We start from the raw sequence: 17,677 nt of genomic DNA on the forward strand, positions 1-17,677 counted from the left end.
CAGTGGCGGCAGCCTTGTCCATGCCGCGCATCACATATGAACCAACTGTTGATGCAATAGTTGATTTCCCCGGTCTTGTGGTGCAAGCAGGTGTTGTTGGCAACAAAGCCACATATTCAACCCTGTAGGGGGCGACATGACAGAGCATTTGCCTAGATTCCGGGTGACATGTCTGACCGCGGCCATCTGTCTGCTTGCGGCGCTGGCTTTCCCACCACACGGCGTTGCCGCACAACAGGCAGGAACCTTTCCCGACGCCGCCACGGTGGAAAACATCGCAGCGCAGGGCTATGTGTACGGACTGCCCACCGTGATGCACTATGCCATTACCTATGAATATTCCATAGACACCACATCGCCACAGTACAAAGCCCCGTTCAATCACCTGCTCAACGGAGCACGGGTTTTTACCTACAAGGATACGGTGGTCATAACGCCCAACAGTGACACCCCCTACTCCTTTGCCTGCCTTGACCTGCGGGCCGAGCCGGTGGAGATCAGCGTACCGCCTGTGACCGACGGGCGCTATTTCAGCGTGCAGCTGGTGGACGCAAACACCTACAACTTTGGCTACATCGGCAGCAGAACCACGGGCAATAAAGGCGGAAGCTACATGATAGTGGCCCCGGAATGGCAAGGCACCGCCCCTGCGGGCATGGCCGTATTCCGCTCCAGCACGCAGTTTGCCCTGGCGCTGTTCCGCACCCAGCTTTTCAGCCCCGCAGATATTGAAAACGTCAAAAAATTCCAGACAGGCTATGCAGTGCAGACGCGTTCGGCCTATCTGGGGCAAACCCCGCCCCCGGCCCTGCCCATACCACTCTTCCCCAACATTGGGCAGAATTTTGTGAAACCGGAATTTTTTGACTATCTGGCCTTTGCCATGCAGTTTGCCCCAGCCGCGCCGGAAGAAAAAACTATCCGCGCCCAGCTTGCCAGCATTGGAGTGGTGTCAGGCAAGCGTTTTGACTTTACCGCCCTGCCCAAGGATTGTCAGGAGGCGCTGCTGCGCGGGCTCAAAAAAGGCGAAGCCATGGTTGACGCCTCTATCAACGGCCCCGGCATACGTGTTAACGGCTGGAAAGTAAGCTCGCCCTTTGGCAACCGAGAATACTTCAACGGCAACTGGCTGAAACGGGCTGGCGGTGCCAAGGCGGGCATTTACGGCAACGATGCGGAAGAAGCCGTGTACCCCATGACAAGAACACTGGCCGACGGTACGCCCCTCGACGGCAGCAGGCACAAATACCGCATCACCATTCCCGCAGGGCAGTACCCCCCGGCCAGGGCGTTCTGGTCGGTGACCATGTACGACGGCAAAACCCAGCTGCTCATCAAGAACCCCATTGACCGCTACCTCATCAATTCTCCCATGCTGCCGGACATGAAGAAAAACGCCGATGGTTCACTCACTATCCTGATCCAGCGCGATTCGCCCGGCAAAAAGTATGAAAGCAACTGGCTGCCCGCGCCCGACGGCCCCATCTTTCTGGTGATGCGCCTGTACTGGCCCGAAACGCAGGGCATGTCGGTGCTGCCCCTGGGCAAGGGCACATGGCAGCCACCCCGGGTGGAACTGAACGATTAGACGCGCAACCACGCGCAAGGGACCAGCATGTTTTTTTATAGAACACGCCGCTTGTCCACGGCTGTGATTACGGCAGTGGTGATAAACCTGTTCATGGTTCTGGGCTTTGCGTCGCAAGGGGCGCAGGCTCAGGACTATGGCTGGTTTTTGCTTGATTTGCCCGCAGGCTGGCAGGCAGAAGCCCCGGCAGACATGGGCGGAACGTGGATTTTATCGTTGAGCGGGCCGGATGAAGCCGTACACGCGCGCATATTGGTGGGCAAAACGGCAGGCCCGCCAGACGCGGCCGATGTGGCCGCCCTGCTGCGAGCGGCAGCCGGTGTGCGCGAGCCGGTGCGGCGGGCTGACAACCAGTATGTTTTCAGAGGCAAGGACGCCCTTGGTGTGGAAACTGCCGGAACTGTGGGGGCAGACCCGCAGGCAGGCCTGTATATGGCGGTTTTGTGCAGCGGCGAGGTTGAGCAGGCAGAAGATATGCTGGCTGCGCTACGTGGCGGCACCAACCCGGCCATGCTGCCCCAGCGCCACGTGGTGCGCGGCAGCCTTGAGCCGCGCTTTATACCTGCGGCTCCGTAGGCATTGGTTTACTGCTGCAACACAGGCTTGCGGCTGCGCTGTATGGGCTTGCCCAGCCCCATGGATTCGGTGGCGCGCAGCACTTCCGCCGCTCTGGCATCGTCGCCGCGCAGCAGCACAAGCACCACATACAGTTTGCCGGAACGCTCCATCTTGGTGCGCATGCCCCGGCCCTCCAACCGCTGGCGCAGGGAATCCACGGAATCCGCATCCTTGAATGCACCCACCTGAAACACATAGTCGAAGAGCCCCGACACCTGCGGTGCCTTGACTATTCCCGAAGGCTGGGCTGCGCTCTGACCCTGCGCGCCTGCATTTGCGCCCTGGGGCACACCGGCCTGCACAACACCCGCAGGCTTTGGCTGCACGGGAGTCATGGGCGGCATGGGTTTGAGAGGCGCATCGCCCGTGGCGGCATCGTTGCGCAGCACCCGTGAAAAACGCAGTTCTTCCGCTGCCAGAACTTTCTGCCGGGGTTCTGCGCCTTCTTCGCCTGCTTTTGCTGCGGGGCCGCCGGGGTTGGGACCATCGTCATCCATTGCAGTGGCGGGTGAAACCGCACCGCTGGCAGGCGCCGCCTGTTTGGCGGCCACCGGTTGCGGATGCGCCTTCCAGTAGGCTCTGCCGCTCATGACGCCGCCAAGGTATGCCAGCACCACCGCCGCCACCACAAGAAAAACTGCCGCCAGCAGGGATGAAGGGCGCAGGCACAGACATTTTTTTTCAGTTGCCTGATCCGATGAATTCTGACGGCTCTGTGGAGGCATGTAATCTCCTGATGCTGGGGTTTGTTGCTCAAAAGTCGCAGCAGGGCTGCAAGGCCGTTGGCGGTGGCAACCATACCAATGCATGCGGCAGGCGTAAAGTGTCCCTCTTCTCCTTGCCTTCTGGCATGCGAATGCCCGCAACAGGCGGTCTGGCCGCTTGCGGGGCAGCCCCGCGCTCTGCTATTATGACTCCAAGCAAAAAAATATGGAGTAATGCCATGACCAAGGCCCTATGGTTTTTTCGCATATATGTGGTCATCTGTCTTGTGCTGGCTGGGCTTTCTGGCAATGCCGCATTGGCAGCGCATATTGCCAAACCCGGTCCCGAGCCACAGATTCTGTCCCTCGTCAACGCCACTGGTGAAGACGTGCTGAGCATGGGCTTTCAGACTGGCCGCAACATGCACTTTGTGCGGCTCGACATGCCTCCTGGAGGCAAGGACGATATTGAAAACCCGGGCGCGCTCACAAACCTGCGCATTGACACGGGCCTCGCCCTGTGGCTGTTCAAGGATGTGCCCCTGAACAAGGCGCAGACCATGACCCTGCGCATGGGCGACAAGCCCGTGATTGAACTGGCCGCGCCCAAGGCCGAGCCCCAGCGCCTCTCGGGCGAGGTGCAGAGCCTGCTGCCCGGTCCCGATGCGGGCCCGGTGTGCGCCCTTGACCGTTTTCGCCCCGGCATGCCCATGAAGGACGTGTGCGCCCTGCTGAGCGCCACCCCGCAACGCGACGACAACGATGCCGTGCTTGCCAGCCTTGGCTTTGCGGGCATGGTATGGGCAGCGCGCCTGGAACCTGCCCAGCCCGAAGGCAAGCCCGCCAGCAAGGCCGCTCAGGTACTCGACCACATGGAGCTGCGCCGCAAGCTTGACCACGAAACCGTCGACAAGCTGATGCAGGCCCTCTACGACCAGAAGTACAGCCCCTGGCAGGCAGAGCTACCCGGTCTGGACATCAACTTTACCCAGATGCCCTCCATGGATCTGGCCAAGCAGAAGGATATGCTACGTCAGGTGCTGGAGTATTTTCTGGCTGCTGGCAAGGGCGAGGCCACAATCATGCTGGCTCCCACAGACATACTGCCCAAGCTGGCCGATGCGGACGCGCCCAACGGCGATGTGCAGTTGTTTACCATAACCCTGCGCCCCACTTCAAAAAATATTGTGGTGGATGTGGCCGCCTACCGCGAGAGTGAAGAATCACACTAGAAACCTGATTTCGAGCTCCCAGACAAGGACACAAAAAAGGCATCCCCGGCCAAACCGGGGATGCCTTTTAACTTTACCGTCAAAGGTGGTGGGACTAGCCCAGCCGACCTTCCTTCTTGGCGGCGCGCATGCTGCGCAGCCAGTTGTACCAGCCTTCAAGGCCATCGCCCTTGCGGCAGGACACTTCAAAAATATCAAGATCCTTGTTGAGCTTGGTGGCAAAATTGCGGGCGCGCGCAAGGTCAAAATCCACATAGGGCAGCAGATCTGTCTTGTTGAGCACAAGCGCCCTGGCAAGGTTGAACAGCAGGGGGTATTTTTCCGGTTTGTCGTCGCCCTCGGCTACGCTCAGCAGGGCCACCTTGGCGTCTTCGCCGCAGTCGAATTCCACGGGGCACACAAGGTTGCCCACGTTTTCGATAAAAAGAATATCCACGCCGGTGAGGTCGAGGCTCTCCAGCGAGGTAAGGATCATATTGCTGTCGAGGTGGCAGCCGCCGTCGGTATTGATCTGCACGGCCTGCGCGCCGGTGGCGGCAACGCGGCGGGCGTCGTTGTCTGTCTGCAGGTCGCCTTCCACCACGGCCATGCGAAATTCGCCAGCCAGGTCGCTCAGGGTGCGTTCAAGCAATGTGGTTTTGCCAGCGCCGGGCGAACTGATGAGATTCAGGGCCAGTATGCCTTTTTCAGAAAGCAGCCGCCGCACATGCACGGCCATTTTTTCGTTTGCTTCCAATACATTACGAACCACAGGAATTTGCATTCAGTTCTCCTTGCTTGCCGCCTGTACGGCGTGGTCATGAGCCAGAAACAAAAAGATCAAGACGAAGACGGTATTGAAAGAGCAAACCTGCGGCTCCTGTAAATCAGGAGAGCAAAGGGCTAGCTGGCTTCCAGACGGTTGAGGTACAGTTCCCTGCCCTGCTCAACCACATGCCCAAACTGCTCGCCGCAACCGGGGCACGGCAGCCACAGGGCATCCTGCCCCTCGCCGCCAAAAACCTTGCCGCAGGCCGAACAGCGCAAGCGTAGAGGAAGCTCGTTGAGCTCCAGCCGCGCGCCCTCGTGCGGGGTTCCGTGCACCATGGTTTCAAAACAGAATTGCAGCGATTCGGGCACAACTCCAGAAAGCGAGCCGTAGGTCACGCTCACAACTTCCAGGCGGGTGCAGCCCTGACGGGCTATTTCATCCTCTGCCATCTGCAACAGGCTTTGCGCTATGGACATTTCGTGCATTGGGTCATGCTAGCCCAAAGACCCGGTTCCGTAAAGGCCAGAAGCGAATCTTGCTATTCGACACAAATAATGTACATTTTGCCCATGCGTCGCTCAAAATTTTCTGGCGTCTTCTCTTTCTCTGCCGACTGGACAGCTAGCCGCAGCAAAACGCACTTCTTCGTCTGGGAACTTCCTGACGGAGCATACGCAGTGCAAGAGCTCAACGCCGCGTTCCAGCCTGTTGCAGAAGTGGAACGTATTAGCGCCAAATCATTTCTCCGCGAATTCAAGGCAGAGCCCAACATTCTGGCTATGCCTGTGGTTACGCCGGATTTAAGCCATTTTGAGGCGAGACCGGTCGCGCCCCAGCCCGATGCCAGTTCGTCTGCCCCCCAACCCGTGCGCAAAACAGCGGAAGTCCCAGCTGCCAACCCCGGTTTTGCCCCTCTCGAAATGGCCAAGCCCAAAGGGAAACTGCCCGATTCCGTACAGGTTGTAACGGGCAAGGCCGATCAGGCCCCCCTGCCCTTTCCCACGCGCGCAGCCACGGGTGTCACCGCCGTACGCTACGAAGAAGGCCAGCCCCCGGCTGCACCAGCCGCGCAGGCTGTTCAGGCCGGCCCCAAAAAGGCCTATGACCTGGAAGCCGCCCGCAAGGCCAAGGTGGTGGAAACCAAGCTGAGGGAAACATTCCGGCAAACCCTGCTACGCCTCAAGCGCCCGCGCGAACGCAAGGCCGCTCTGCTAGCCCTTGAGCAGCTGGCGCACACCAAGGAAGGGATCACGCCCTCGCACAAGCACATGTTTCGCGATTTTGGCGTTCGTCTGCGTCAAAACTCACAGCCAGACCTGGCCCTGCTGTTTTCACGCAAGGCAGTGGAACTGGCCCCCGAAGACGATCACGCCCACTTCAACCTGGCACGCATTCTGTGTTCACTTGGCATGTACGATGAAGCCGCAGCCCATGTTGCTGCGGCCCTGAGCGTGTCGAGCGAAGAGCCTCTCTACTTCAAGCTGTTGGAACATATCCGCGAGCTCAAGCAGGCGCGTAGCGCGGCCAAGGCCGCGCGTCAGCGCTGAGCGGCTGTTTCAACCCAAGTCATTGGCAGGAGCCTTTCGGCATGAACAAAGTTATTCTCAGTCTTCTTGTGGCTGTCTGCGTTCTGGGCATGGCGCTTATCATGCTTAACGAACGCCTCCGCAAGCCCGAACCCGCAACCCCTGCTGGCATTATCGCGCCAGTTACCCCGCCTGATGCGGCCCCGCCCGTTGGGGCAGGCAGCCCCGTTGCCGCTCCCAATGTCGCAGGCGGCCCAGGTACCAGCATGCAACCTCAGCCCTATCTGCCCCCGCAATCGCAGGCTGGCATTCCAGACCGAAATGCCAGCAGCGAGGCCCCGGCCCGAGCGCCCATTCCCAGCCTGAAACAGGACGAGAAAAGCGCCCCAGTCAGCAGTCTTGCATCGTCCGACCCGCAGCCTGCAGTGGCCAAGCCGGTGGTACAGCCCAAGCCCGTTACTCCGGTTACCGAAAAAACCACGGCTGCGGCTGAACCCACCAAGGAAAAGGCCGCCAAGGCCGCTCCCCAGCACAAGACCATCACCAAGTTTGTGGTGCTTGCGCGTGACAAGGGCGCCACTGTGCGTCTGGTGGGAGCTGCCCCCATTGTATACAAAAACATGCAGCTCAGCGGACCGGACCGTCTGGTTATCGACCTTGACGGCAAGTGGCAGATCAAGGCTCCGGGCGTACCCAAGAACCCTGCGGTTACCAACGTGCGCCTTGGTAAGGACAGCGACAAGACACGCATAGTCATTGACCTTTCGGGCAAGGTTCAGCCCAAATTTATTCTTTCCAAGGACGGTCACACGCTGGATATCCGGCTGGATCACTAGAAATTCTGCCTGCTGGAACAATAAAACCCCCGGCTGTTCATCGAACAGCCGGGGGTTTTTGCATGCTGCCCAAGGCAGTCTTTCAGCGCATGCCTAGCTTTCCATTTCCTTGCCGCGGGCATTGGCAGCCAGCACGGAATCCACCAGCAGGCCGATGAGCCCCTCGCGGTCAAGCACGTTCACACCGGCAATGGTCAGCCCGCCGGGTGAGCACACGTCGTCGCGCAGCTGCATGAGCGGCTTGGAGCTTTGCTCGACCATTGTGGCGCAGCCGCCAAAAAGAGCCGCAACCATATCGCGCGATTCTTTGTGCTGAAAGCCAAGGGTAACCCCTGCCTGCACCAGCCCCTGCATCATGGCAAACACGTAGGCCGGACCTGCGCCAATGAGAGCCGAGAAAGCCGTAAACTTGCTTTCAGACAGCTCCACGCACACGCCAAGTGCGTTAAAAAACGCCAGCACATCGGACTTGCGTGCATCGGGCAGGGTGGGGTCTTCAAAGCACAGGGCAAAAACACCCTTGCCCACCAGAGCCGGAGTGTTGGGCATGCAGCGCACCACAGGGCAACGGCCTTCCACTGCGTCGCTCAGCCGCTGGCGGCTCACACCGGCAGCAACCGAAACCACGGTCTTTTCAACCGTCAGCCCCGGGCGCATCTGCTCCAGCACTTCAGCAGCCTGATAGGGCTTGACGCCCAATACCAGCACGTCGGCGGCCTGCGCCACGGCCAGGGGGCTTTCAAGCACGCGTACGCCAAGCTCTTCAAGAGGGCGCATGCGCGCAGCGGTTCTGTTGTATCCACACAGACTGTAACCACCCTTATGGGCAAGACCGGCCATGATGGCCCCGCCCATATTGCCGCAACCGACGCAACCGATAGTGAGCGCCATAGTATTACTCCGTGATTTCCAGGCCGCTGAAGAAGTAGCCTATTTCAAAAGCCGCGGTTTCAGCGGCGTCCGAACCGTGTACAGCATTGGCTTCCAGGCTTTGGCCATACTTGTGACGCATGGTTCCGGGTTCGGCCTGAGCCGGATTGGTGGCCCCCATAAGGGCACGCCAACGCGGAACAGCGTCTTCGCCGCGCAGCACAACGCAAACCACAGGGCCGGAGGACATGTATTCGGTCAGGCTGTCAAAGAAGGGGCGTTCCTTGTGCACAGCGTAAAAGCCGGCGGCCTGCGCCTTGGAAAGGTGCAAGCGCTTGAGAGCCACGATCTTGAGGCCGGAAGCTTCCATGGCAGCCAGAATTTCCCCGGTCAGATTGCGCGAAACTGCGTCAGGCTTGATAATGGCGAAAGTGGATTGCATGCTTACTCCTATTCCATATTATTGTTGAGGGAATGGGTACCTGCCGCAGCAGCGGCATTGTCCTGGGCCAGTTTCCAGATGATGCGCCGCAGTGGCACAACCGCCGCACCTTCCCTGTCCTCCCACTGGCGCAGGGCGCTCAGGGTTTCGGGATAGGGATGACCAATGGCCACAGCCATACCTTTTGCGCGGGCGCGGGCTGCCGCCGCGTCCAGCGCTACAAGGATGGCCGCAGTGTCGCGGCGCGTATCCAGAAAAACATCGCGTGCAAGGGCAACCAGCCCGGCTTCTCTGGCGGCAAGCGCCAGCTTCGGGTCCGAACGCGTCACGCTGTCGAGCACGGCCAGCCCGTGGCCGTTCAACATGCCCACCAGCGTTCTGCACAGCGAAACATCGCCTGTAAAGGCTGATCCCATATGGTTATTCAGGCCAATCACCGTGGGCAGTGCCCGCAGGTTACTGAACAGTACCGTTCTTATTTCTTCCGCGCTCATACCTGTGAGCAGCGCGCCGGGGCCGGGATCGGGCCGTCGGTGGTCAGCCCTCGGCAGTGGTTCCATGGGCTGATGCAAAAGGCAGTCAAGCCGCCTGGTTGCTGCAATTTCAGCCACTTTACTGGCGTGCGGAGCTCTGGGCCAGATGGAAAAAGTCACGGCAAAGGGTAGCGCGGCGGCTTCGTCCGCAGCTTCGGCCCCCTGCCCCATGTCGTCAATAACCAGAGCCAGCGCCACTTCTGGCAGGGGCTGCGCAAGATCTGCCAGCTGCCCCACATGCCCAGGAAACCTAACAACATAGTATACCAGATGATTGAGTAGGATTTCAAGAGCCCCGTGGGGGGACCACCGCACATCCGCCCGCGCGCCCGCAGATTTTAGCGTTCCGGCCCGTGCGGTTAGGCCTTCCAGCAGGGCCAACCCCAGCCGCAAGGGGGCGCAGGGCCCACTGACGGTAAATTGCCGCACACCGCCCACCCCTGCCAGCGATGGCAGCTGCTGCGCAAGTGAGCCTGCCACGGGGGGCGTGAGCGCAGCTGACGTTGCTGCAGAAGCATGTTCGGGAAGAATGGCAGAGGAACCTGACAATGAAGGCGACACCGCAGCCCCGGCCTCACCGCCAAACACGGCATCGTCGCCAGGCTGATCGCCCGTAGCGCCATTTTGCGGCAGCAGCACGCGCTGCCACTGTGCCAGGGGCAGGGTCTGGGGCAATGCCTGGGCAACCAGCGTGTCTATCAGATCCAGCACAAGGGTTTGGTCAAAGGCCCGCCACACCGTATGTGAGACAGCAAGGGCGAGGGGGAGAGACTGCGGCTTGGCAATGCCCGGGGCAGCAATATCTGTGGCAGAACGGGAGGCAGAGTTGAGGAATGACGGCGCGTCGGACGCGTCTTGCATGCGCCACTGCACCCAGCACGAAAAAACGAGGCTGAGCACAAGCCACAACACGCCGCCCACGGCCAGCCCTGTAGAAGCAGACAGCCTTTCGGCTGGCCGCGAAGGGCTGACCGAAAGGCTGTCTGAAGATTTTGTGTCGCGCAATGGCAACACCCTTGTTTATACCTGCCCGCTCGCCTTGCGGTGAAAGGGGTTAGTTTCTAATTTCCCGCATTTTGGGAAGGCTCTTGACCATCTGCAGGGCCATGCGCAGCTGGTTGTCACGCGCCAGCTGTTCGGCGGCGTCTTCCTTGCTGCCCTTGGTCTTGGACGACTTTTTGTCCTTGCCGTTTTCGATATGACGGTTCAGATCCTGCTCGCGCACCATCAGGCGGGAGTTCTCCTTTTCGTCAGTGCGGGGCGCTTCAAAGGGCACTTCCACGTCGGGCACAATACCTTCGGCCTGAATGGAGCTGCCGCTGGGCGTATAGTACAGGGCCACAGTCAGCTTGAGGCCAGAACCGTCGGAAAGGGGAATAATGTTCTGCACAGATCCCTTGCCAAAGGAACGCTCGCCCACGGTGAGGGCGCGCTTCTGGTCACGCAGCGCGCCAGCCACGATTTCGGAGGCAGAGGCGGAACCGGCGTTGATCAGCACCACCATGGGCGCATGGATGTCGTCGCCCTGCTTTTTGGCTTCGTACACGCGGTCGGTATTATCGCGACGTCCCTTGATGGAAACGATCACGCCCTTGTCGAGGAAGGTATCGGAAACACTCACGGCCTGGTCAAGCAGCCCGCCGGGGTTGTTGCGCAGGTCGAGCACAATACCCTTGACACCGCCAGCGTTCTTGGCTTCCTTGTCGGCAGCCTTGAGGGCATCTCTCAGTTCTTCGGTGGTGCGCTCAGAGAACCGTGTGAGACGAATCCAGTAGTAACCGTCTTCCAGTTTTTTGGATTTCACGCTGATAAGCGGGATAGCATCACGCACAATGCGTACGGTCTGCGGAGTTTTGGCATCGCTGTGCATGATGGCCAGTTCCACTTCCGAGCCCTTGGGGCCACGGATGCGCGAAACCACTTCCTGCAGCGAAAGTTCCTGGGCGGGCTGGCCGTTGATGGACAGGATGATATCGCCCGACTTGAGACCGGCACGGTAGGCAGGGGTGTCCTCGATGGGGGTCACCACTGTAACCTGTCCGTTTTCCATAGAAATTTCTATGCCAATACCAAAGAATTCGCCGGAGGTCGTCTCCTGCATTTCTTTGTATTCATCAGCGGTCATAAAGGTAGAATGCGGGTCAAGGCCCTGAAGCATGCCCTTTACCGCGCCATTGATGAGGTCGCCCTGCGTCACATCGCGCACATAATAACGCTCAACCAGATCCAGAACCTGACTGAAGCGCTTGAGCGCGTCAAATTTATTGGGGGCTTCCTTGGACGCTTCTTTTTTTTCGGCACACATGGGCGCGCCCGGCAAGGCAACCATACCGCCCACGGCAAGCAGAAGCACCAGAACACTAAGACGGACAAGAAGACGCATATCAACGATCTCCACACATACGTAATGGACAAAGACAGCGCCGCAAGCCAACAGCCGCAGCGCAGGGGGTGCAGCAGCGTCAGCCAAAGCAGGGGCCGCGCACCAGCCGGATAGTGACCCTTTTCACGTCAAAATGCAACGCCAAAAGGCGTAATTTGCGCACTGGCAAACCACTGTGAGCGGCAGCACAACAGAGGTTTCGGCTTGGGGACCACGCCATCGCAGCCCTCTTAAACACCATGCGCCGGGTCAAACCTTCGAGAGTATCGTCAGTTCTTCCCGGCGCATATCGGTCGCATGATCAGGCACAGTCAGCCAAGGGCAGCCTCTGCCTGTCAATCGGCCATATCAGTCTGAAGTCAGGCCGACCTTTTATCAGATATTAGTCTTCAACCTTGAAAAAGGCAGCAGCACCACCGCCACACACGGGGCAGGCATCGCAGGGGCCTTCGTGGGTGTAGCCGCACACCTTGCACACGTAGTAATCGGTGGCGGGCAGGCCAGCGGGATTTTCTAGAGCCTTCTTGTACAGGTTGGCGTGGATTTCTTCCACCTGGTTGGCAAAGTCAAAATACTTGGCAACCGCAGCCTGACCTTCGGCCTTGGCCTGCTCGATCATGGCGGGGTACATGTTGGTGAATTCGTAGGTTTCGCCTTCGATGGCAGACTTGAGGTTGGCCACGGTGTCGCCGATTTTGCCTGCATTCTTCAGGTGGGCATGGGCATGGACGGTTTCTGCGGCTGCGGCTGCGCGGAACAGCTTGGCAACCTGATGCAGGCCTTCCTTGTCGGCTGCGGCGGCAAAGGCGAGGTACTTGCGATTGGCCTGGGATTCGCCAGCAAAAGCGGACATAAGGTTTTCGTGGGTGTTGCTCATTTGGATAGTCTCCTTGGTGAAGAAGTTGTTTTTATCAGGAACAATTACTAATTAAAGAATTCAGCTGGGCTTGTAAAGCTTTTTTTCAAAAAAATAAAATTAATCGGCATGCCCTCCCCCCTTGTCCCCGTTGCGCAGAAGCGTATGACAAGCTAAAAGGAATCTATGAACGCCCAAGAAATCATATCCCATTTCGGCATGCGTCCCCACCCCGAAGGGGGGTTCTTTTATCGCACCTATGAAGCCCCGCAGATTCTTTCAGCAGAAGAGATGCCCTGCGGGTTTGTTGGGCCACGGCCTGTTTCCACCGCCATTCTTTTTCTGCTTGAGCAGGGGCATTACTCGCGCCTGCACCGCATCCGTCAGGATGAACTGTGGCACTTCTATCTGGGCGGCCCCCTGCGTCTGGCCTGCATAGACACGCACGGTCACCCGCGCGAGGTAACGCTGGGGCACGATATTTTTGCTGGCCAGCACTTGCAGTTTACCGTTCCCGGCGGCTGCTGGTTTGGTGCCACGCCCGCCCCCGGTTCGGCCTTTTCCCTGGTGGGCTGTACGGTTTCGCCCGGCTTTGACATGGACGATCTGCGCATCGGCCAGCCGGAGGAACTGACCCTGCGCTACCCCAAGGCCAAGGACTGCATCCGCGAATTTTGCCCGCCGCTGAGCGATGCCCAGCGCGAGGTATGCAGAAGATGTGGTGACGACGAATGACCCGATATGCCGTGCCGGATGTTGCGCCGCAACAACCGCACTGCACAGAGATTGTCATTCGCCGAAGCCGCTTTTTAGCCCAGTGCGCCCATACGCCAGACCCGGCTGCGGCGCGTGCCTTTGTTGAACAGATCCGCCGGCTGCATGCCGACGCAACACACAACTGCTGGGCCTATGCCGCTGGCGCGCCGGGGGATACGGCGCAAATTGGATCATCTGACGACGGTGAACCGCACGGCACAGCTGGCAGACCCATGCTTCAGATCGTGCTGCACGGCGGCGTTGGCGAACTGTGCGTTGTGGTCAGCCGCTGGTTTGGCGGCGTAAAACTGGGCACGGGCGGTCTTGTACGGGCCTATCAGGACAGTGTGCGCGAAAATCTCGCCACCCTGCCCCTGCGCCAGCGCGTGCCGGAATGCAGCCTGCAGCTGACCCTTGGTTATGCACACCTGGACGCCCTGCGTCGCATGCTGCCCACCTTTGAAGCCCGTATTGAATGCGAAGAATATCAGGCTGATGCCCGCATGCAGCTACGCCTGCCGCTGGAACATGTGGATGCCTTTACGGTGGCGCTGGCTGGCATAAGCAACGGAGCCGCCCAGTGCAGCGTGCTGACAGAAGAAAGCACAGACTGACCATATACGTATTTATGTAAAAATGCACCAAGGCCCTGCGGCACAAATAGCAGGGCCTTTTTTAGTTGTGGGGGCTGCCTTTTGAGCCAGACAGACATCTATCAAAAAAACAGGGCCGCCGGAAAATCCCGGCGGCCCTGAACAGTTTCATTCAGCAAGCGCTGACTAGACGCCCTGCGCCTTGAGCTCTTCAATAAAGCCTTCCGGCACTTCAAAGCCAAGCGCCTGGGCCTTTTTGACAGATTCGGCGGCATCGGTGAACTGGCCCATTTCAAACTGGGCCAGGGCAAGGTTGTTCCACGCCGGGGCAAAGCCGGGCTGCTGCTTGAGCACTTCCTTGCAGGCCGTTTCGCAGGCGGTAAAGTCGCCCTTCATGTAATAGGCAGTAGACAGGGCACTTCTTGCCTGCACAAAGTTGGGGTCCCACTTGAGGGCCTTGTTCAGTGCGGTAATGGCCTTGTCGGGTTCGCCTCGCTGCAGGTGCACAAAGCCAATGTTGCTCCACGGCACGGGAAACTTGGCGCGGCAGTTGGCGGCTTCTTCGTTGTAGCGCAGGCAGCCGTCGAGGTCGCCGCGTTCAAGGCAGATGCCGCCCAGCTGCACGTAGGCTTCGGCCAGGTGGGGCGAATTACGCACGGCGTTGAGCAGGGCTTCTTCTGCCGCCACAAAGTCGCGCTTGGTCAGCAGGGCCAGACCAAGATTGTAGTAGTGGGTAGCGCACTGCTCGTTTTGGGCAATTTCTGCCTTGAGGTCGGCAATGTATTCATCCAGGTCATCGTAGCGAGCTTTCATGCTATGTGCCCCTCTTTTTTCAAAAGATCATAGTACCATCGGCAAAAATCAAAGATGCCCATGTACTTTTCGTCCTTGTTGACCACGCCAAGGGCGCATTCGGTAGCGCCCTTGCTGTAGGCCTTGCCATACGGGCCTTTTTTGGCCGCGTTTCTCAAAAATTCATTTACCAGCTGCTGGGTGGTGCGCTTGGACACATCGGTACGCATATCAAGCGGTTCGTTGGGCTTCTGGAACGGATCCCAGTTGTCATAACCGATGCGATCAACAAATTTGCGACGGCGCGGATTCATGCGGTCATAAATTTCGCGCTTGAGAGCTTCCTGCTCATCCGTAAGCTGTTGCGGCGTTCCATCGCGAAAGACGGTGGCGGGAATGCTGCCGTACATCTCAAACTCCTTTCACGCCCGATCAGGCCTCTTCTTTCTTGGCCGGGCCAATGCCCAGATAAGCCTCATCGTAGCGGGTCAGCAATGCCATGGACAAAGGCACATACACATCGTGCAGTTCCTTGAAACGGGTCTGCACGGTGGTGGCCACTTCCCTGCTCAGGTCTTCAAGCCTGTTCTGGATCTTGTCCAGATGGATGGTGGGATAGGGCTGGCCTTTTTCAAAAGCGGAATAGCCGCACACATGCCCCTGCCCGGCAATGGCCGTGGGCACGCCGTAAACACGGCAGGTAAGAGGCCTGGCGTGGTACATCAGGCAATGGTCGTTTTCGTCCAGCAGGGGGCAGCGCAGTTTGACCTGGGCGGCTTTCTCCATGATGGCTTCGGGGCTTTCGCCGTCTTTTTCTGCCCGGTACAGTTCGCGCTTGATGCGCGTGGCGCGGCGGTCCAGTTCTGAGGCGCGCTCAAGAATGGCGGAACGCTGCGGCCCGTGACCAAAGGTGGATTCAAAAGCCCTGTGGATATACATGGCTTCGACAAGCGAAAGATCAAAAAGTGCGTGACAGCAATCGCTGCAGCCTTCCTTGCAGACTACGCACTGGGGAAAAGCCCCGCGCACCCTGCCAAAAAGGTCGTCAACTTCAGCCCGCAATGCTTCATAGCGGGTAAAAATAGAGCTCAGATCAGGGATCATGGTTATCCTGCGATAGTGCGGAAGACATGGGGAGGAATAGCCGGAAGACGGCTTGTGCCTGTGAAAATGCCGCCTGGCGCGTGCGCGCCGGGCGGCACAATGAAAACTTTGGACAGGTCAGCAATGTGATGCCGCGGGGGCATCCATGCGATCCCTAGTTTTCTTCAACGGTGATGGCGCTGACTTCGCAAACTTCCACACAGGATTCGCAGCCCAGGCATTCTTCGGCGTTCACGGCTTCGGACTTGCCGTCCTTGATTTCGTAAACTTCAACGGGGCACACGTCCACGCATTCGCCACAGCCCACGCACTTGTCGACGTCAACATTAACATTATAACCCATGGTGTCCTCCAAATTTGCATTGACTTGCTTGATTTTTCAAGCGGCTAAATTCCGCTTGTGCAATGGATAGCTTTAGGCTTCCACCCTGTCAAGTGCCGGTTCGGAAATTGCCAACCAGACAAACTTTACAGGGTTTCGAACTGCATTTCCCTGACGCACGAAATTCACATTTTAAAAAAAAGTTGCCACTCCAACACCTTACCCGCTCCGCTCCCTTGTTAAGGAATCAATCGCGCGTAATACCCCTTGCCGTTGCGCACAACCTGAAGCAACACCTGCCCAGACATGCGCTCTCGCCTGAAAACCTGTAAAAAATCTTCCATGGTCTGTATTTCGGCAGCGCCCACGGCGGTTATGCGGTCTCCCTGACGCAGAAAATCTGCGGGGCCACCAGCACGGGCCTGACGCACTACCACACCCTGCGCTGTCTGCGCAACGCTGAATCCCCAGCGGCGTTCCAGCAAGGAGCGCGCATCGGCATCGCTGAAGGGTTCTGGCGTGGCCTCAAGCTTCACCGGGCCACCATCGCGCAACACCTGCAGGCGCAGGGCCGTGCCAGCTGTCTGGTTGCGCAGAATATCAAGATAGTCGCGCCTGTCGCGCACCGGCGAGGCATTGATGCTTTCAACTATATCGCCGGGCGCAATGCCTGCCTTGGCCGCTGGCGAACCGGGAAACACCGCGGTAACCAGCACGCCACCCGCATCCCTGAGCCCGAGCGCCATGGCCGTGCGGCCATCCACATCCTGCAGGTCAAGGCCCAGCCACAGCGGAGCCACCTTGCCCGCGCTCATGAGGTCGTGCATGACCCGGCGGGCCTTGTTGATGGGTATGGCAAAACCTATGCCCTCGGCGCGCGTGTCTACCGCTGTATTGATACCGATAAGCACACCCTCGATATTCAGCAGAGGGCCACCGCTGTTGCCGGGGTTAATGGCGGCATCGGTCTGTACAAGGTCGGTAAATGCGCCGTCCTTGTTGCGTATGGTGCGCCCGAGGGCGGAAACAACACCGGTTGTCACCGTATGGTTAAACCCAAAGGGATTGCCAATGGCAATGACCGTTTCGCCAGGCATGATATCGCCCGAATCGCCCAGCTTTACGGCTGGCAGCCTGGATGCGCCCTTGATCTGCAGCACGGCAATGTCAAAATCGGGGTCTGCTCCCTTGACGGCGGCAGGAAATTCCCTGCCGTCCAGCAGGTGCACCATGACCTCGTCGCCGCCAGAGATAACGTGGGCGTTGGTGAGCACAAGGCCTTTTTCACCGTCCACAATCACCCCGGAGCCGAGGCTGACGCGTTTCTGCTTTACACGGCGGCCCCCCGGCACATCAAAACCGGGCAAGCCCGGAAACCCCGGGCCAAAAAACTGCTCAAGGGGCGAAATTCTCTGCCCTTCAACTATATGCGTGCTTGTTATGTTTACAACCGCCGGGGCCACGGCCTGCACGGCCCGCACCACGGGGGTCAGGCGGGGGCTGTCTGGCGCAATGGCACGTGCCCGCGCGGGCAGACACAAAAGCAGCGCAACCGCCAGCAACACAAACAGCCAGCGCGCGTCAAAACCAGTATCAGCCGCCGCTGCAACTACCCGGGCTCTGACCGGCTGGCTGCGCCTGCAGCGTTGTATATGATTGGATGTGGTTTTCATAAAATATCCTTGCTTGCAACCTCGTCGCAAACATAAGCACGCTGACTGAATCGTAAAGTACCCGGTGCGAGATTAGTTTGCCCCCAGCCGCTCTACCT

General features: G+C 59.0%; 20 protein-coding genes. 7 read left to right on the plus strand and 13 right to left on the minus strand.

Annotated features, from left to right (window positions below):
* Window positions 1–136: 136 nt before the first annotated feature.
* On the plus strand, window positions 137–1,588 hold the full coding sequence (locus F8N36_RS02875; RefSeq protein WP_291331229.1) for a DUF1254 domain-containing protein: 1,452 nt from the start codon (window positions 137–139) through the stop codon (window positions 1,586–1,588).
* A 27-nt stretch (window positions 1,589–1,615) separates the two neighbouring features.
* Complete coding sequence (locus F8N36_RS02880) at window positions 1,616–2,164, plus strand: hypothetical protein (RefSeq protein ID WP_291331230.1); 549 nt, start codon at window positions 1,616–1,618, stop codon at window positions 2,162–2,164.
* Window positions 2,165–2,172: 8 nt separating this feature from the next.
* Here the strand turns inward: F8N36_RS02880 and F8N36_RS02885 are convergent, their stop codons facing one another.
* Window positions 2,173–2,931: an SPOR domain-containing protein gene (locus tag F8N36_RS02885; protein WP_291331231.1), complete on the minus strand. Its 759-nt coding sequence runs from the start codon at window positions 2,929–2,931 to the stop codon at window positions 2,173–2,175.
* Between the two features lie 218 nt (window positions 2,932–3,149).
* Between F8N36_RS02885 and F8N36_RS02890 the strand changes: the two genes are divergently transcribed.
* Complete coding sequence (locus F8N36_RS02890; protein ID WP_291331232.1) at window positions 3,150–4,142, plus strand: peptidoglycan glycosyltransferase; 993 nt, start codon at window positions 3,150–3,152, stop codon at window positions 4,140–4,142.
* 94 nt (window positions 4,143–4,236) lie between these two features.
* On the opposite strand, the gene hypB is transcribed toward F8N36_RS02890, so the two are convergent.
* Both hypB and F8N36_RS02900 read right to left on the minus strand, forming a co-directional pair.
* Entirely contained in the window at window positions 4,237–4,905 is a 669-nt protein-coding gene (hypB, locus tag F8N36_RS02895) for a hydrogenase nickel incorporation protein HypB (RefSeq protein ID WP_291331233.1), read from the minus strand.
* A gap of 119 nt (window positions 4,906–5,024) precedes the next feature.
* A complete protein-coding gene (locus F8N36_RS02900) occupies window positions 5,025–5,378 on the minus strand; it encodes a hydrogenase maturation nickel metallochaperone HypA (RefSeq protein ID WP_291331234.1) in 354 nt (117 codons plus the stop codon).
* 84 nt (window positions 5,379–5,462) lie between these two features.
* On the opposite strand from F8N36_RS02900, the gene F8N36_RS02905 reads away from it, so the two are divergent.
* Both F8N36_RS02905 and F8N36_RS02910 read left to right on the plus strand, forming a co-directional pair.
* The gene (locus F8N36_RS02905; protein ID WP_291331235.1) at window positions 5,463–6,440 is read left to right on the plus strand and encodes a tetratricopeptide repeat protein; all 978 of its coding nucleotides are present in this window, start codon (window positions 5,463–5,465) and stop codon (window positions 6,438–6,440) included.
* Between the two features lie 41 nt (window positions 6,441–6,481).
* A complete protein-coding gene (locus tag F8N36_RS02910) occupies window positions 6,482–7,255 on the plus strand; it encodes an AMIN domain-containing protein (protein WP_291331236.1) in 774 nt (257 codons plus the stop codon).
* A 93-nt stretch (window positions 7,256–7,348) separates the two neighbouring features.
* Here F8N36_RS02910 and proC read toward each other — a convergent pair whose 3' ends face one another.
* The 5 genes from proC to F8N36_RS02935 all read right to left on the minus strand — a co-directional run bounded on the left by proC (window position 7,349) and on the right by F8N36_RS02935 (window position 12,360).
* Window positions 7,349–8,146: a pyrroline-5-carboxylate reductase gene (proC, locus tag F8N36_RS02915; RefSeq protein ID WP_291331237.1), complete on the minus strand. Its 798-nt coding sequence runs from the start codon at window positions 8,144–8,146 to the stop codon at window positions 7,349–7,351.
* A gap of 4 nt (window positions 8,147–8,150) precedes the next feature.
* Entirely contained in the window at window positions 8,151–8,567 is a 417-nt protein-coding gene (gene ndk, locus F8N36_RS02920) for a nucleoside-diphosphate kinase (RefSeq protein ID WP_291331238.1), read from the minus strand.
* Window positions 8,568–8,575: 8 nt separating this feature from the next.
* On the minus strand, window positions 8,576–10,105 hold the full coding sequence (locus F8N36_RS02925) for a divergent polysaccharide deacetylase family protein (protein ID WP_291331239.1): 1,530 nt from the start codon (window positions 10,103–10,105) through the stop codon (window positions 8,576–8,578).
* A 49-nt stretch (window positions 10,106–10,154) separates the two neighbouring features.
* The gene (locus F8N36_RS02930; RefSeq protein ID WP_291331240.1) at window positions 10,155–11,483 is read right to left on the minus strand and encodes a S41 family peptidase; all 1,329 of its coding nucleotides are present in this window, start codon (window positions 11,481–11,483) and stop codon (window positions 10,155–10,157) included.
* A 382-nt stretch (window positions 11,484–11,865) separates the two neighbouring features.
* Window positions 11,866–12,360 carry a rubrerythrin family protein gene (locus tag F8N36_RS02935; protein WP_291331241.1) on the minus strand — a complete coding sequence of 165 codons (495 nt, stop codon included), beginning with the start codon at window positions 12,358–12,360 and terminating at the stop codon, window positions 11,866–11,868.
* A gap of 165 nt (window positions 12,361–12,525) precedes the next feature.
* Between F8N36_RS02935 and F8N36_RS02940 the strand changes: the two genes are divergently transcribed.
* Together F8N36_RS02940 and F8N36_RS02945 are read left to right on the plus strand one after the other, a co-directional pair.
* The gene (locus tag F8N36_RS02940; protein ID WP_291331242.1) at window positions 12,526–13,074 is read left to right on the plus strand and encodes a cupin domain-containing protein; all 549 of its coding nucleotides are present in this window, start codon (window positions 12,526–12,528) and stop codon (window positions 13,072–13,074) included.
* Window positions 13,071–13,709, plus strand: a complete 639-nt coding sequence (locus F8N36_RS02945) for a YigZ family protein (protein ID WP_291331243.1) — start codon at window positions 13,071–13,073, stop codon at window positions 13,707–13,709. The genes F8N36_RS02940 and F8N36_RS02945 overlap by 4 nt, the downstream gene beginning before the upstream one ends.
* A 165-nt stretch (window positions 13,710–13,874) precedes the next feature.
* Here the strand turns inward: F8N36_RS02945 and F8N36_RS02950 are convergent, their stop codons facing one another.
* From F8N36_RS02950 to F8N36_RS02970, 5 genes are all read right to left on the minus strand, one after another.
* A complete protein-coding gene (locus F8N36_RS02950; RefSeq protein WP_291331244.1) occupies window positions 13,875–14,501 on the minus strand; it encodes a tetratricopeptide repeat protein in 627 nt (208 codons plus the stop codon).
* Window positions 14,498–14,890 (minus strand): hypothetical protein, encoded by a 393-nt coding sequence (locus tag F8N36_RS02955; RefSeq protein ID WP_291331245.1) that lies wholly within the window; start codon window positions 14,888–14,890, stop codon window positions 14,498–14,500. Before F8N36_RS02955 ends, F8N36_RS02950 begins: the two co-directional genes overlap by 4 nt.
* A gap of 22 nt (window positions 14,891–14,912) precedes the next feature.
* Complete coding sequence (locus F8N36_RS02960; protein ID WP_291331246.1) at window positions 14,913–15,584, minus strand: YkgJ family cysteine cluster protein; 672 nt, start codon at window positions 15,582–15,584, stop codon at window positions 14,913–14,915.
* 154 nt (window positions 15,585–15,738) lie between these two features.
* A complete protein-coding gene (locus F8N36_RS02965) occupies window positions 15,739–15,927 on the minus strand; it encodes a ferredoxin (RefSeq protein ID WP_022658065.1) in 189 nt (62 codons plus the stop codon).
* A 218-nt stretch (window positions 15,928–16,145) separates the two neighbouring features.
* On the minus strand, window positions 16,146–17,579 hold the full coding sequence (locus tag F8N36_RS02970; RefSeq protein ID WP_291331247.1) for a trypsin-like peptidase domain-containing protein: 1,434 nt from the start codon (window positions 17,577–17,579) through the stop codon (window positions 16,146–16,148).
* Window positions 17,580–17,677: the final 98 nt, after the last annotated feature.

This window comes from Desulfovibrio sp. (assembly GCF_009712225.1).
GTDB lineage: Bacteria > Desulfobacterota > Desulfovibrionia > Desulfovibrionales > Desulfovibrionaceae > Desulfovibrio.